This window comes from Vibrio cionasavignyae, from assembly GCF_050337155.1.
GTDB lineage: Bacteria > Pseudomonadota > Gammaproteobacteria > Enterobacterales > Vibrionaceae > Vibrio > Vibrio nomapromontoriensis.
On record NZ_JAKJSR010000013.1, the window covers coordinates 139459 to 154990 of the forward strand.

The 15532-nt window shown below is 43.7% G+C and carries 11 protein-coding genes; 3 read left to right on the forward strand and 8 right to left on the reverse strand.

Going from position 1 to position 15532, the window contains the following annotated elements; all coding sequences use genetic code 11:
- Nucleotide 1 precedes the first annotated feature (1 nt).
- A complete protein-coding gene (locus L4D74_RS10245) occupies nucleotides 2-1477 on the forward strand; it encodes a Na+/H+ antiporter NhaC family protein (protein ID WP_428752041.1) in 1476 nt (491 codons plus the stop codon).
- A gap of 147 nt (nucleotides 1478-1624) precedes the next feature.
- Here L4D74_RS10245 and L4D74_RS10250 read toward each other — a convergent pair whose 3' ends face one another.
- From L4D74_RS10250 to L4D74_RS10260, 3 genes are read right to left on the reverse strand one after another with little or no spacing between them, the layout of a single operon-like run.
- Entirely contained in the window at nucleotides 1625-1861 is a 237-nt protein-coding gene (locus L4D74_RS10250) for a GNAT family N-acetyltransferase (RefSeq protein WP_428752042.1), read from the reverse strand.
- Nucleotides 1858-2439, reverse strand: a complete 582-nt coding sequence (locus L4D74_RS10255) for an HD domain-containing protein (protein ID WP_428752115.1) — start codon at nucleotides 2437-2439, stop codon at nucleotides 1858-1860. Before L4D74_RS10255 ends, L4D74_RS10250 begins: the two co-directional genes overlap by 4 nt.
- 43 nt (nucleotides 2440-2482) lie before the next feature.
- Complete coding sequence (locus L4D74_RS10260) at nucleotides 2483-3283, reverse strand: PhzF family phenazine biosynthesis protein (RefSeq protein ID WP_428752043.1); 801 nt, start codon at nucleotides 3281-3283, stop codon at nucleotides 2483-2485.
- A 391-nt stretch (nucleotides 3284-3674) separates the two neighbouring features.
- Between L4D74_RS10260 and L4D74_RS10265 the strand changes: the two genes are divergently transcribed.
- Entirely contained in the window at nucleotides 3675-4697 is a 1023-nt protein-coding gene (locus tag L4D74_RS10265; RefSeq protein ID WP_428752044.1) for a GGDEF domain-containing protein, read from the forward strand.
- 139 nt (nucleotides 4698-4836) lie between these two features.
- On the opposite strand, the gene L4D74_RS10270 is transcribed toward L4D74_RS10265, so the two are convergent.
- The 3 genes from L4D74_RS10270 to L4D74_RS10280 all read right to left on the reverse strand — a co-directional run bounded on the left by L4D74_RS10270 (nucleotide 4837) and on the right by L4D74_RS10280 (nucleotide 11547).
- Nucleotides 4837-7743, reverse strand: a complete 2907-nt coding sequence (locus L4D74_RS10270) for an HD domain-containing phosphohydrolase (RefSeq protein WP_428752045.1) — start codon at nucleotides 7741-7743, stop codon at nucleotides 4837-4839.
- Between the two features lie 55 nt (nucleotides 7744-7798).
- A complete protein-coding gene (locus L4D74_RS10275; protein ID WP_428752046.1) occupies nucleotides 7799-10702 on the reverse strand; it encodes an HD-GYP domain-containing protein in 2904 nt (967 codons plus the stop codon).
- Between the two features lie 272 nt (nucleotides 10703-10974).
- A complete protein-coding gene (locus L4D74_RS10280) occupies nucleotides 10975-11547 on the reverse strand; it encodes an aldolase/citrate lyase/malate synthase family protein (RefSeq protein WP_428752047.1) in 573 nt (190 codons plus the stop codon).
- Nucleotides 11548-11703: 156 nt separating this feature from the next.
- Here L4D74_RS10280 and L4D74_RS10285 point away from each other — a divergent pair, with 156 nt between their 5' ends.
- A complete protein-coding gene (locus tag L4D74_RS10285) occupies nucleotides 11704-13242 on the forward strand; it encodes a DUF3612 domain-containing protein (protein ID WP_428752048.1) in 1539 nt (512 codons plus the stop codon).
- A 420-nt stretch (nucleotides 13243-13662) separates the two neighbouring features.
- Here L4D74_RS10285 and L4D74_RS10290 read toward each other — a convergent pair whose 3' ends face one another.
- A complete protein-coding gene (locus L4D74_RS10290) occupies nucleotides 13663-14136 on the reverse strand; it encodes a methylated-DNA--[protein]-cysteine S-methyltransferase (protein ID WP_428752049.1) in 474 nt (157 codons plus the stop codon).
- Nucleotides 14133-15512: a DNA-3-methyladenine glycosylase 2 family protein gene (locus L4D74_RS10295; protein WP_428752116.1), complete on the reverse strand. Its 1380-nt coding sequence runs from the start codon at nucleotides 15510-15512 to the stop codon at nucleotides 14133-14135. Before L4D74_RS10295 ends, L4D74_RS10290 begins: the two co-directional genes overlap by 4 nt.
- Between the last annotated feature and the right edge of the window lie 20 nt (nucleotides 15513-15532).

Sequence of the window (15532 nt, forward strand, 5' to 3'; positions counted from 1 at the left end):
TATGACTACCCAAACCAAGGCGCTGGATGCGTCGTTTAAACTCAGCAGTAAACACGTGGCGGTAAGCCTTAGTATCGTGTTCCTGTTCATTACTTTTACCACCATTGGACTGAATCATATTCCAGGGGAAAGTTATGGCTGGATGAGTTTATTACCCACTAGTTTAGTTTTGGTCTTCGCCTTAACAACGCACCGAACCGTCGAAGCACTATTTAGTGGCACCATTGCCGGTGTCTTACTGATTAACCCTACTGAAGCCGTTGAACAAATTGTTGGCATCTCTATGGATGTCATGATGAATGAAACCATTGCTTGGATCATTTTGGTCTGTGGCTTAATGGGCGGATTAATTGCGGTGCTCGAAAAAGGCGGCAGTATCCTTAGCTTCAGTGACATGCTGGTTAATAAAGTTAAAAGCCGCAACCAATCACTTTTGATGACCTTTTTTCTCGGCATTTTGATCTTTATTGATGACTACCTCAATGCAATTGCCATCTCATCATCGATGAAAAAAATCACTGATGGCTACCAAGTCTCTCGTGAGAAACTTGCCTATATGGTGGATTCCACTGCGGCTCCCATCTGTATTTTGGTGCCTATTTCCACCTGGGCAATCTTCTTTAGCTCACTGCTTGAAGCCAATGGCGTGGCTGAACCAGGTAAAGGTATTGCCGCCTACATCGAAGCCATTCCTTATATGGCTTACGGCTGGGTAACGTTGATCATTGTGTTTTTAGTCGCAATGGGAAAAATGCCAGACTTAGGCGCAATGAAAGTAGCGGAAGCCCGTGCCAAAGCAGGTCAAGTGAAACCGGATGGTGCGACCGATATCGATTTTGGTGCTGACATCAAAGCCCACTCCAATCCAACGATGGGATTGATCAACTTCTTGTTACCGATGGTCGTCCTTGTGGGGGCAAGTTGGTACTTTGGGATAGATCTACTTGCTGGGGTATTTGTTGCCATCATCTTTACTATCTGTTTTTACGGCATCCAAAAACTCGTAACGATGAATGAGCTATTTGACGCGGTTTACGACGGCATTAAGGTCATGCTATTGCCACTTGCAACCGTTATTGGTGGTTTCATGTTGAAAAGTGTCAATGACTCGCTTGGTCTGACACAGTTTGTTATTGAAACCGCAAGCCCATATTTGTCGCCGCAGTACTTCCCTGCCCTTATCTTCTTGATTACTGGTGGACTTGTTTTTGCGTCAGCATCTTCATGGGGAACCTTTGCAGTCGCGATGCCAATCATTTTGCCACTGGCAAACCAAATTGGTGTCCCCTTGCACCTGACGATAGCGGCAATGCTTTCAGCTTCTGCAGCGGGGAGTCACTCATGTTTCTTTAGTGACTCTACCGTACTGTCTGCACAGGGCTCTGGCTGTACATCCATGCAGCACGCAACCACTCAGTTCCCTTACGCTCTGATTGGTATTATTGCCACCACACTATTCTTTATCGTTGTTGCCTAAGTTAAGAGATAGCCAACAAGGATAAAACTCAAAAGGGATGCCACTCAGCCGGCATCCCTTTTTTTATCCTTACCTATCAATTATTCTTACTTGCCAATTACTCTTAGCTATCAGTTACAGTTACCCATCAATGAATCAAACCAATCGCTAGGAAAGCGCTTTCGCGACATACCAACAGTCGGCTTCTATCTCATACTCTTGTGATTTTGCCCAACTTAACCCTTCGGCAACCAATTGTTTCGCAACACCTTGACCACGGAAAGCATCAGGAACAAAAGTATGAGTAAAATTGACGCTATTGCCATTCAATTTATAATCCAACACCCCCTCTTGTCCGTCTTTACTGTACACAAAGCGCTTTCTTTCGATTTGATGTTCAATCATGATATCTCTCGTTCTAACTGCGTTAAATAAGACTGCATAAATTCCATTCTCACCATCGCTTCATTCTGTCCAGCCTCTGTTCGCATCGTTTTAGCAATCGAAAACAATTTGGTATAAAAATGGTCGATTGTAAACTCGCTATCATCTGGTGATCTTTCCGCACAAAACGGATCATTCACTGAGTATAATGTTCGCCCTAAGCTTGCCGACACCTGAATACAGCGCGTAACACCAACGGCGCCTAGAGCATCGAGTCTATCCGCATCTTGAACAACTTTTGCCTCTAGCGAAGTTGGCTCTACATTAGCCGAATAGCTATGGGCAACAATAGCATGATGAATGGCACTGATATGAGGTTTTGGATAACCAATTGTAGAAAGAAAATCGCTGGCTTTATTGGCCGCTATGAATGAACTTTGCTTTCTCTCTGGATGATCTTTGGGATAGGTAAAACAATCATGTAAATAGGCTGCTGGTAGGACTATGTCCAAGTTAGCGCCTTCCGCCAGAGCTAGTTGTGTCGCCGTTTTTACCACACGCAGCACATGGTTTAAATCATGCGCTACGTCAGTGGTCATTTCTTGCTGTATAAATTCAACTAGCCTTGGTCTCCATATTTGATCAAACACTAATGGTTCCTCTGATTAACGTCACCGCCTGTCCCGTTAACTCTATACGCTCACCTTTCAACATCATGCCAACATAACCACCACGCTCTGACGCTTGGTAGCCAATCAACGAACACTTATTCAGTTGTTCTCCCCAATAAGGGGCAAGCGCACAGTACGCCGAACCGGTGACGGGATCCTCATCCACCCCAACCCAAGGAGCAAAATAACGGGCAATAAAATCAACATCAGGGCGACTAGACTGTGCCGTTACTGCCATAGCACGACCTTCGCAGGTAATAAGCTGATGGAAGTTAGGATTCAGTTGCCGTAATAGCTCTTCATGCTTTAACACTACAAAATCTTTACCACCTTCAAACGCCCCCCAGAAGACGATATCGTCCTCTTTTATCCCTAATGCCTGGCATTTATCTTGCGGGTAATGAGTCAGTGGATTTGCACTATATAAAGGGAAGTCTAAAGATATTCGCTCGCCACTTTTATGGGCATGGAGTTCCCCCGATAAGGTATGGAAGGTAAAATTTCCCGTCTCATCAAGCAGATTCATTTCATCCATGACGTTGACGGTGGCTAATGTTCCATGACCGCACAGGGCGACTTCAACTTTCGGTGTAAACCAGCGAAGTCGGTTATCAGATAAAGATAAAAATGCAGTTTCAGATATCGCCATTTCTTTAGCAATGGACAACATTAACGATGCAGGTAATGGGGTATCGGTAATGCAAACACCCGCAGGGTTGCCTTTAAATGGCTCACTGGTAAATGCATTAACTTGGTATATACCTAACTGCATAACATCTCCTTATAAACAGTGTCTCTTACAATAATAGATAATCCGAAAGCAAATGGTTGGACTTTATTTTGGAATAAAGGTCTTACTTGAGTAATTCGCTCCAACAATATTCACGAATCCACTAAAAATCGACGTTTAGCTTATCTATAATCACGGATCCTATGCTACTTAACAATACTTTAACCACCAAAGCATTCAAATACACAATGGTTCACCGCGAATTTATACAAAATCAAGAAAAATCGCATCTTATTTCAAAAACTGTGGTTTCAAAAGTGACAAAGCTATCAAGTCGTTAGATAATCAAAAAACCGTTTACCGAATGGTCACTCGAAATATGCCTCAGGCGAACGATTCGCTATATTGATATGTTAAGGACTACCTAACAACCATGAAAAAAAACAATTTCCAAAAATCTGCGGCTAACCTAAAAAAAGCAGTGCCTCTCATGGTTAAGCATCATGTTCCAGCCACACCTGCTAACTATGCGCTATGGTATACCTACGTTGATCAAACCGTCCCAGAGCTTAATGAACAAGTCGATGCTCTACTCAAAGACTACGATGTACTTCCTCCGGTTAATGCCAATACACTGTATCGAGAGCATATTGCTAATAAGGCCGAGGTAGATCTGAGCAACCTTAAACAAAATATGGAAGCATTAGTCACCGAGGTTTCAAGTTCAATGACGGATGCCATTGCTGATACGTCTGACTTTTCAAAAGTGCTAACTAAAAGTTTTGATGGACTGAGTTCGAGTATCGAAGCCAATAACAACCCAACTTTGGATGAGGTCATGCCATTAATCCAAGAGTTGGTCGATGAAGCAAACGATATTAGACACTCAACTGACTTTATTCACAATCAGCTGAAAAGCGCTAGCGACGAGATTAGCCGCCTAAAAGTCGAACTGGCTAAAGTACAATGTAATGCGATGTTCGATAGCTTAACGTCAATATACAATCGCGGCGCATTCGATGCAGATCTCACGATGTTCTGTGATGCAAAGCAACCTATGAGCCTTATCTTTCTCGATATCGACCATTTCAAGAAATTTAACGACGAACTAGGACACTTATTTGGTGACACCATACTAAAAGGGATCGCTCAACGCCTTAAGCAAGCGTGTCGCGGTGGTATCAGCGCCTACCGATTTGGTGGTGAAGAGTTTGCTCTAATCGTCCCAAACAAATCGCTACGAGTTGCGCGTCAAATGGCCGATACCATAAGGTTATCGATTGAAAAAATGGCGATCAAAGATCGCAAAAGCGGCAATAAAATGGGTAACGTCACCGCTTCATTTGGCGTTGCCGAATTTGTAGAAGGGGATACCTATGACACGCTTGTCGATAAAGCCGATAAACAGCTCTACGATGCCAAGCGCTCAGGTCGTAACCGAGTAATGCCCTACTAGACCAAAGAGTTACTCCCCCTTTGGAGTAATATTCTCACTGCGATACAAGCCGATTCAGCGTAACGACCAACTTCGCTGAACCGGTTTTCTTTTTGTATCTATCTACAACTTGTCTCTTCCTACCATTCGCCTCTTCTTACTACTCATCGCTTCCTACCAATAAATAATCGGCAATAATCACCTCATCAATTTGGCTTGGCTGTAAAAACTGCTCAGCAAAGACTTGGTAAACGCCAGACTCTAGAAATAAATGAAATAGCGCCCGGTCTAAATGACGGTCTTTAACCATAAAGGACATAATACGCAGCGATTCCGATAACGTTTTAGGGCTTTTATAAGGTCTATCAGCACTCGTTAGCGCTTCAAAGACATCCGCTAATGCCATCACCTTGGCGGTAATAGGCATCTCTTCCCCTTTAAGCCCTAGAGGGTAACCGCTACCATCTACCTTTTCATGATGCCCACCAGCGATAATTGGCACATGACGCATAGATTTAGGGAATGGCAAACTCTCGAGCATGCGTATCGTTTCAACAATATGATTGTTAATAATATAACGCTCTTCATTATTTAATGTCCCTCTTCTAACTGAGAGATTATAAACTTCTCCTAACTGATTTTGATACGTAGGCGGCTTCAAATTGAAACGTCCATCCGTTTTAGGCGGCGTTTTCCAAGGTATGTTATGAGTATCATCATCGGTCAATACCGACGTTTCACTTGGGCCATCAAAAGGCAAATCGCTGTACCGACGGCGCTCTTCCCATGCCAACCCTAACCGTTCATCGATACTTTTCTTCCACTGCCGTTGCGCTATTGCTTGAATCCGCGCCAGCGATTCGTCATCAAGGAACTCACCGCCAATATTCGTTTGTGCGATAAATGCAAAGTCATCATCTAACTTCTGCCACTCATCTTCCAATCGCTGTAAAGACTGAGCATCCAACGAGTCGTCTAATGCTTCTGATAATGTGGCAATATGTGCATCGCGCTTTAACACTTCAAAACGAGTTCTAATCTCGTGAATCCGGTTATAAATGGTTTCCAACTTAGTAGCCTTATCCACTACATATTCCGGTGTAGTTATTTTCCCGCAATCATGCAACCAAGCGGCTAAATGCAGTTCCTGCCACTGTTCATCATTTAACGTAAACTGAGAAAATGGCCCACTTTTAGCCTCGACAGCCGCTTGTGTCAGCATTTCGGTAAGTACTGGGACGCGCTGACAATGATTCCCGGTGTATGGCGACTTAGTATCGACAGCGCCTGCCATAACCTCAATAAATGCCTGCATCAACGCCTGTTGGTCCGCTAATATTTGGCTAGTTTCAATTGCGACTGATGTGTATTCCGTTAGAGCCTTAATATAAGGCAGTTTATAAGTAAGAAGCTCATCTACCACTCGTGAGTCCATCGTCAAGCCAAAGCCACCTAGTAATTGATTACGCCTATCAAACAACGGGATAAACAAAAAGGACTCATGCGCAGAGATGCCCTGAATATATGCTTTTGCGTGGTCATACCCATAAACGAGTGTTGAGTCAGACGCGAGGAACTTTTCACGAAACGAGGTGAACTTAGGGTCATCCATATCTATGAATTTGGTAGAGTCAACGGGCAGTAGCTCGCCATTTTTCTTCATTATACAGTGGGGATTCAAGCGCATATTGGCATCAGAGAGGTAGATATAGGCCTGAGTCGCCTCTGACGAGTCTAAGGCTGCTGCATGTAACAGCTCTAAAAGTTTCTCTAAATCCTGCTCTTTGGCAATATTGCGAGTTAACGTTAAAAAATTTGAGATGGTGACCTGCATGGCGCATAAAGAACGAGATAAGTCATGTATCTCTTTAATGTGTGATTTGCTTTCATCGCCTAACTTAAAATCAAACTGCTCAATTCTACGCGCTCTTTCTGTGGCTTTCTTTATCGGCTTAGCTATCTGCTGTGCAATGATATAAACCAGAGGCAACGCAATAAGCAATATAATCAGGGAAGCATACACGGACGTTTTTGCAATAGTCTGTGATTTATCCAATAACTCGCTTGATTTCACCACCATTAACAAATACAGATCATGCCCTGATTTTGCGGTTGACGCCTCAATACGACCAATCCAATGCTCACCTTGCGCTTCAAATTCAATTGAACGCTCCAAAGCAAGCCCAACAGTCTCAACAGCTTCTTTGACAATAGGGTTCGCTATATCGCCAATATGTAAATTGGCACTCTTTCTTACCTCTTCCTGTACTTGGATTAACTCAGGATCACTGTAAGCATATAGCCGTTTTTTCCCATCAAATAGAACTCGAAATGACGACTCTCTCGTGACCGAGCCGGACAACACATCTGATATTTTATCCAACGTTAAATCGGCAGACACGACTGCACCATTCGTCGCACGCTTAGTTATCGTTGTGCCTATTTTTCCTACTAAAGAGAAATAGTACGGGCTCGACAACAACAACGTATCAACCTGAGCCTGCTGATACCACGCTTTTTCTCTTGGATCTAAATACAGCTCTGACCTTTGCTCACTAACAAGCAAATGATGCTGATCATTTAACTCATACGTCATTAGTTTGTCAGCATCACTTGAATAATTAAATATGACAAATGCTGTATTTGCTTCAACCTTCAGCTTACGGCGCATCATGTCATCATAGAGCCGATAGACTGAGAAAAAATCACCGTTTGGAAACACAATAGAATAGGACAAAACATAAGGGCTAGAGGAAAGCATACTGACCACCGCCGGTATCGCTGTTACCCGTTCTTTTGCTGTCACATACCTCGACAGTTCCCCTTTAGATAGAGCCTCTACCGCAGTATAAGCGGGTTGATAATGCACCGTAAGATTAGCTTGGGTCTCTTTGGCAATACGATCAAACAGATGCTCATTGGCATCCAGCAACACCTCACTTAAGCTATTCTGTGTTAACCAAATTTGAACGCTACTCACCGCGAGAACAACCACCAAAAACAAACTCGAAATGTGAATATGAAGAGGATACTGCGTCCAACTCCCACCTCTATGGTTATTCGTCATCTTCATTCCTATCTACGATTATAATAATAGTAAGAATAGGTTAGCTTCATTCATCTCACATTGTATTCGTACCAAAATAATCGGTGATATCGATTTCACTAATTTGGTTAGTGGAGACGTAACGCTGTGCGTATTGTAAGTAAACGCCAGAGGTCAAGAATAGTTCAAACAGTTCACCATCAAGGTGACCATCTTTAACCATCAAACTCATAATCGACAATGTGTCCGACAAGCTTTTAGGTTGTTTATAGGGGCGATCTTGACTCGTCAACGCCTCAAACACATCCGCTATCGCCATCGCTCGTGCTGGCAACGGTAGCTCTTCCCCTCGCAAGCCTAAAGGATAGCCAGTGCCATCCATTCGCTCATGGTGACTTCCCGCCAACAAAGGGACATTTTTCATCGCTTTGGGAAATGGTAAGCGCTCTAACATTCTCAACGTTGCAATCATATGACTGTTAATAATGTAACGTTCTTCTGGATTTAGCGTCCCCTTCCTTGTCGATAGGTTATATAGCTCGCCCAAGTTATTTTGGTATTCCCCCGCCTTTAATATAAACCGAGGCTCCCGCTCGGGTTCTTTCTCCCAAGCAATTAAATGCTCAACGCCATCCTTCAGTACAGGCTCGTCGCTATTCGCTTTAAATTCCGAAGCAGCATAACGAGACTGCTCCTCCCTCGATAACCCTAATCTAGGGTCAATCGTTGCAGTCCATCTTTGCTTAGCTATCTCTGCAATCTTCTTTAGCGTTTTATCGCTAAGATAGTCATCACCCGTATTAGCCTTCGCAATGAGTGCAAAATCTTCGTCAATGGCTTGCTGCTGTTTATTTAAGTAAGCCCGCTCTACCTCCGATAACGCACTCTCGGGTCTAGCGTGATACAAGCTCAGTTCTGCATCACGTTTAAGAATTTCGAACCGCATCCGAATCTCATGAATTCGATTGTAAATGGTGTCAAGTTTCGTCGACTTATCAATCACATGCTCTGGCGTCGTTACCTTTCCACAATCGTGCAACCATGCCGCAATGTGTAGCTCTTCCCATTGTTCTTTTGTCAAAGAAAAAGAAGCAAATGGGCCATCTTCTTGCTCTTGAGCTGCTTTTGTTAACATCTCCGTTAATACCGGAACTCTTTGGCAATGATTCCCTGTATAAGGAGATTTAGTATCGATCGCTTCGGCCATGACCTGAATAAACGAGTCCAGTAGCTCACGCTGGCTTAACAACATCGTTTGCGTTTCAATAGTCACAGAAGCGTAGGCGGCAAGAGCTTCAATGTATTCTAGGTTATCTTTAAGCACTAAGTGTTCATTTGCTCTGTCAAAACCCAAGCCCAAGGCACCAATTACATTTTTCTGTCTATCCATTAGCGGAACAAACAGTAAGTTATCGGTATTTTTTTCGCGCGTAATATAGGGTAGCACCTCTTCGGAAGGCACATAAATCGCCTGTTTCATATTAAAAAACTGATGGCGTTCTTCTGCAAGATTAGGATCGTTTAACGATAATCGTAATGCTTTAGAAACATCTAGCTCACCACGAGTTTTCAAATGAACATATTTGGGCTCAAGCAAGGTTTCATCATCGTTTAGCAGATAGATATAAGTACTATTGGCTAGGGTTGCTTTTGCCGTCTCACTACACACCAGTGCTAATAACCGTTCAAGGTCATCTTCCTTGGCCATCGAGTTAGTCAGTGACAAAAAGCGTTGAATTGTTGATTGCATCGCATTTAAGGAGTCCGACATCGCAATTATTTCAGAAACACGGGAGCGTTCTTGCGTACCATCATTAAACTTAAAATGCTGAATCGTTCTCGCTTTGTTTGTTGCTTGTCGTATAGGCTTTGCCAACCACTGCGACATATAATAAATGCAAGGTAGCACCAATAATAACGCAAAAAATGAACCCACAATGGAGCGCTGAGCGACCGCGTTTGCATCCTTAAGCAATTGATCCGATTTTACTGCCATCGCCAAGTTAAACAATTGGTCTCGGGTCCCTTTTAGACGATCGATTTTAACCACCCATTTCTCACCTTTATAGATGATCTCTTTGGCTTGTTCACCAAACGCTGAAAAATTGGTAGTACTTGCAATTAATGGGTGGTCAATGTCGGTCAGCTTGAGTAGTGTCGCTTGCCTTAGCGCGTCTCTAACTTGAAATAGTTCAGGTTGGCTATACGCATAAACATTATAATCATTGTCATACAGTACTCTTAACGCATCGCGACTTTCGTCCGAATCTTGCAATACCATAGACACTTGATCGAGCAGAATGTCTGCGCCAAACACGGCGCCATTCGTTGCTTTTCTATGCAAAGTAATCCCTGTACGACCCAAAAGTGGCATGTAGTAAGGTTTGGACACCTTAGAGATTGTCAACACCGAGTTACGAAACCAATCTCCCTTCCTAGGATCGAGCTTTAAATCTTCAATGATGTTCGTTTCAAGCAATACCAATTGGTTATTGTAACTTTTCACCACTAGCTCTTCAGTCACAACGCTGTAGTTAAACGCAGCAAACTCAGCATTCGGACCCACACGCATTTTTTTTCGAATATCATCATCTTGTACTCTAGCAACCGCCAACCACTCCCCGTCTGGAAATCCCGCTTTCAATGAGAATAGATGACGATTGGCTCTAAGCTGGGAGACTAGCTCTGGTACAAATGCAAAACGCTTACTAGGGTCAGCCTCTCGAATCAGTTCTCCAGCGGAATAGGCATCAACAATGCTAAAAGCAGGGCCAAAGTGATACGACATATTACTGCGAGTCTCGCTAGTTATGCGCTCAAACAAATTTTCGTTGGCATTGAGTAGCACTTTGCTCAAGCTTGATTGTGTAATCCAAATTTGCACCCCACAAACCAACACCACCAATATTACGAACATGGCAGTCATATGAACATGAAGTGGCAGAGACCATTTTTTCTGATTGTTACGGGCGTTTGGCATGATGGATAACACATTGAATTAACACAGCCTAAGACTAGTTGAGAACCGAGTCTACGAGAAGTCAAGAATAGATATATTGCATAAAAAACACATAAAACCAGGAGCCAGCGCCATTTCTCTGCGGGACATAAAAAAGCCTCCCTGAATCAGGGAGGCAAATTTACTCTTCATCACTATCGTTTAGTCCATTATTGCTATACATACTGCGTATTGCTCGCCGCACCATGTGGTACGCAATAATCTACCTTAGTTAGTCATGACACAGTAACTTCTTAGTAGGTATAGCTAAACCCCAACATATAATCATCACCATTTTTAGCGGTGTACTCTTTATCTTCGCCGCTCGCTCTTGGGCGACCATCCTCGTCACCTTGAACCAAGCTAACCCAATGTCTGATACCCGAAGCATGTAGCTGTTCACCTCGGCCAAAAGTCGTGCATGTTTCTAATTGAACATCATCAATCTCGACCAGTTCCAAACGACCCGTCCCTTTTCGGCAGCCGATCATCACTTCAACATGAGTGCCACTTTCATCCCGAAAAAGAATCGACTCCGGTGAACATTTGTCTCCCACATAAGCAACAAACTGTTTTGCTCGCTTAAGCCCACTATGCTGCCCATTTTTAAAATAGGCTTGCACGTGTCTGTAATCGATTTCGTAGCTAACCACATCCTCGTGGGAGCCATTATCCAAAGGAAACAGCGTGTCCAGCAACTGTTTTGCCATCTTCTGTTTTTCAATTTGCTCATCAGCTTTGACCATTTCCACGGCGAACACAGCTTCTGCGATAAACGTTGAATGGTTTTTATGTAGTTCTGTCTTATCGAATGTCAGCATGTTCATAATCTCTTCCTTTTACTGCCGCTAGTCTCAAATAGAGCAAATACACTAAACAGGTGTTTAAATTAATATTCGTTTTGTGATCTTGCTTACTATGTAGACTAGCGCTTTTTTTACTACAATTTCACAACAAAAATTTTACAGTGTGAATTTTACAAAATGCCGTTGTCAAAAAGCTTAATCAGACAGTCTCACTTTTTGGGGACTAAAGTTCGAAACCTCAGAAAACGTAACCATTTAACAATGGAAGACCTTTCTACTCGTTGTATTCGGGTTAACCCCGAGTGCGCGCCATCTGTTTCTTACCTTTCGATGATAGAACGAGGTAAGCGAGTGCCAAGTATCGATATGCTCGAGGTCATTGCAGAAGTCTTTCAGAAGAATCCCGCTTGGTTTCTTGATAGTGAACCCGAACAAGAAGAAATAACCCCTGTTAGAGGCAATCGAGGTGGAATAAGCGGTATGGCGCTAGAGCCTAGCTTTCTTTTTTCTAACGATATTTTGCAAATCGCCATTCCTGAAATGCTGTCGCAGACCGGGATCACCGGACGGCAATTCGCCCACCTGCTCATTCGTGCGCATCAAGAAAGTTTACAAAATCATTTTCCCGACCTAGAACGAGCTGCCGAAGAAGTGGGCTTAAAGCGTCTAAACCTTTCTGTCGAAGACCTTATCGACATCGCCAAAAACCTAGGACTACGAGTGCAGTGGGTCAACCGCACACCAAAAGATGTCGTTGATGAGCTTGGTATTAACGCGAAACAATTAGTGACCTCTTTTTTTGAACCACCAGGTACCATTTATCTCAATGAAATCTTAAAAGCCTACCCCACTCGGCTTAAATACGATCTCGCGGTTTACATTGGTCATCGAGTATTACATAGCGAAGAGGGGTTAAAGAGTGTGTTGAGCGTCGGTCATCATAATAGCTGGGAAGATTCCACTAACTCACTGTCAACATCGGCGCTCAACTCACAAGATATTTTACAAGCATGGCGAGACTTTGAATCAAGCTTCTTTGCCGGAGCGCTACTATGCCCAAAAGTGCCATTTCGACAACTCCTAGACCGATGTGGCTATGAAATAGATGCCCATAAGCATGCTGGTGTCTCGCCGTCTGTTGCTATGCGCCGAATGACAGTAGTATCACCTTACCCCCACTGGCATTACTTTGACGCTTACGGGCCTGGGAAGTTAAAAGCGGTGTATCGCGGAAACGGAATTCCGCTTCCATGGGGAAACATGCGAATGGTGAACGACCCTTGCCAACATTGGGCAGTATTTAGACGCCTTTCTGAACCGAGAAATGGTTCTTCTGCGCAACTCTCTATCCTAAATGTCAATGGTGAGCCAAGAATTTACTGCTGTGAATCCGTCAATATGACCGATCCGGCAGGCAATAATCGAGTCCTTTGCGCAGGCATTGATCTCAACCCAGCCATTGATGCGCAAGGAGGAAATGCGTTGGATATCGCCAACGAATTAAAAGGGCTTTGCGTCAATAGTGGCGGCAGTGCAACGATACCTAGGAGCATCAAAAAGGATCTCACTACCATTTCAAAGATCCTTAATATTAACTGGATTGAACGAGGTATTGATAATGAAGCGCGGTTGATTTGTTCACGGGGTGCAGGTTGCCCACGCAAACCTAGCTGCTATGACAAGTCAGATGACCAACACGAAATAATTTTAGAATAACGCTGTGTTTAGAAAGAAAAAAAGCCAGCCACAAAATAAGGTGACTGGCTATATACATGTGTGAACAAGAGGTGTTCACTAACAACGTCAGTTGGCTAGGTGACCCTCGGCTTAATAAGGGTCACTTATATACATGCAGATAGCGTGCCAAGTTTTAAATCTTCTTTTTTTTGCTGTTATTGCTTGGTTTTCCTATTAAGTGAATAAACTATACTCATATAATTTTTGCATAATGCAATTAAATCCGCAAAATGCAAACACTCGCAATTGCAAATCGATAAAAACCCACCGTTAACAATAATAAATATGAAACTTATCACTAAATGCTACCGTGTTATTGCGTGCACCTAACAACCCAAAGCAATAAATTAACTTTAAGCTGACAGAGCAAGGGTGCCATTGTGGTCACTAGCGTTGAGTCTATGCTCTATTTTCAAGATTCAGCAAAGCCTTTTTGCGTGCCACTCCACCGGCATAGCCCGTTAATTGACCACTTTTTCCAATGACACGATGGCACGGTACAATCACCGATATCGGGTTTTTCCCATTTGCTGAGCCTACGGCTCTCACCGCTTTTGGGTTACCGATGTAATCTGCCAACTCTTGATAACTCATTGAATGCCCATAAGGAATATCGCATAACGCTTGCCAAACCTGCATCTGAAAAGGGGTTCCTTTTGCCGCAAGTGGGATATCAAAAGTCTTACGAACACCAGAAAAATATTCACTAAGCTGTTGCTTTGTAAGTAATAAAATTGGATGGTCCGCTTGCAACTCCCCCAACTGTTCTGGCTGGGTGGTATGCTCCTCAAACCACACCCCGGTGAGCCCCTGCTCCGTAGCCTGAATCGTCACTCGCCCCAATGGGCTGTCTACTACCGCATAAAATGTCATGAATGTTGGCTCCAACAATGTAAAGTGGCATAACTTCCCCACGGTGAAACTCGGCTCGCGACACACGAAGGGTGAAGGTCTGTGTATTTTTTCACAATAAGATCGGTGGCTAGTAACAAGTCTGGCTGAGACAAGCCACGTAGCTTCGCATAGTTCATCGTCCACGGGCCAATGCCTTTTATTTCAGCCCACAAATCAGGGGCGAGATTTACATCGTCGTTAAGGGCAGTAGCTAACCGCAATAATGTGTCTTTTCGGCTCTGAGGCATTCGCAAAAAGCTCAAATCATGTTGGATAACTGAACATGGATCAGGAAACACCTTCTGCCCAGATTGAGTTTTATTTACTGTATCAGTGAGTAAATTAACTTGTCCAATCGCCGCTTTCACAGAAACTTGCTGCCCCAGCACCGCTCTAACTCCCGCCTCCCACGTTGACCATACCCCGGGGATACGGATGCCACTATGGCGTACGAGGTTTGCATCGACGTTTGATAGATGACTTTCAATCGCCGACAGATCCGCATTGAGGTCGAACATACGTTTAATATTACTGACCATAGAATACAACTGCCTCGCATCTTCCACATCAAACTCGACACGAACGGTTTTTTTATCTTCGAAGTCCGCCCAAACTTTAAACCACCCTAACGTTCGATCCAGTTCGATATATCGCTCATAAGAGTGCTCAGTCACTCGCTCTATGCCATCAATGGCTCTAAATTGATAAAATGCCAGAAGCCGTTGCCAGTCATAAGCACCACGGTAAGCAAGTACCAACGAGTTACTTGCCCCATCAACACGCTGCTGCCGTCGCACATTAGTTGGATTGAGCTTCAATAACTTTTGAAAGGCATCATTAAATCGGCGAGTACTGTTAAAACCACAAGCAAAACCAATATCCGTTACGCTCATAGAACTGCAGTGTAGTAACTGCTTTGCAAACATGAGTTGCTGATATTGCGCATATTGCTTTGGCGACATACCAAGGTGCTTTTCAAATACTTGTCTTAAATAACGGCTACTTATACCAAGCCTCGCAGCTAAGCGCTCGACACTACTCTGTTGCAACGCGCCTTGCTCGATCAAATGGATTGCTCGCCGGAAGGTCGTTTCAACGCCTTGCCACGCCCACGAGCTCGGGGCGCTATCCGGCCGACAACGCAGACAAGGGCGGTAACCAGCCTGTAATGCCATTGGAGCATTTACAAAATACTCAACGTTCTCTTCTTTAGGCAAATTAGCAGGACAAATAGGACGACAAAATATGCCGGTTGTCTTCACGGCAACGAAAAACTGACCGTCAAATCGACTATCCCGAGACAAGCGGGCCAGTCGAAATTGTTCTATTTGTTGATGATGAATGCCTTCTTGCATCTTTGGTTCACGCCCGTTGA

What these genes read in the sequence shown, in the direction of transcription:
- L4D74_RS10245 (WP_428752041.1), top strand. Translation starts at nt 2, where the DNA reads ATGACTACCCAAACCAAGGCGCTGGATGCGTCGTTTAAACTCAGCAGT.
- L4D74_RS10250 (WP_428752042.1), bottom strand. Translation starts at nt 1,861, where the DNA reads ATGATTGAACATCAAATCGAAAGAAAGCGCTTTGTGTACAGTAAAGAC.
- L4D74_RS10255 (WP_428752115.1), bottom strand. Translation starts at nt 2,439, where the DNA reads ATGACCACTGACGTAGCGCATGATTTAAACCATGTGCTGCGTGTGGTA.
- L4D74_RS10260 (WP_428752043.1), bottom strand. Translation starts at nt 3,283, where the DNA reads ATGCAGTTAGGTATATACCAAGTTAATGCATTTACCAGTGAGCCATTT.
- L4D74_RS10265 (WP_428752044.1), top strand. Translation starts at nt 3,675, where the DNA reads ATGAAAAAAAACAATTTCCAAAAATCTGCGGCTAACCTAAAAAAAGCA.
- L4D74_RS10270 (WP_428752045.1), bottom strand. Translation starts at nt 7,743, where the DNA reads ATGACGAATAACCATAGAGGTGGGAGTTGGACGCAGTATCCTCTTCAT.
- L4D74_RS10275 (WP_428752046.1), bottom strand. Translation starts at nt 10,702, where the DNA reads ATGCCAAACGCCCGTAACAATCAGAAAAAATGGTCTCTGCCACTTCAT.
- L4D74_RS10280 (WP_428752047.1), bottom strand. Translation starts at nt 11,547, where the DNA reads ATGAACATGCTGACATTCGATAAGACAGAACTACATAAAAACCATTCA.
- L4D74_RS10285 (WP_428752048.1), top strand. Translation starts at nt 11,704, where the DNA reads ATGCCGTTGTCAAAAAGCTTAATCAGACAGTCTCACTTTTTGGGGACT.
- L4D74_RS10290 (WP_428752049.1), bottom strand. Translation starts at nt 14,136, where the DNA reads ATGACATTTTATGCGGTAGTAGACAGCCCATTGGGGCGAGTGACGATT.
- L4D74_RS10295 (WP_428752116.1), bottom strand. Translation starts at nt 15,512, where the DNA reads ATGCAAGAAGGCATTCATCATCAACAAATAGAACAATTTCGACTGGCC.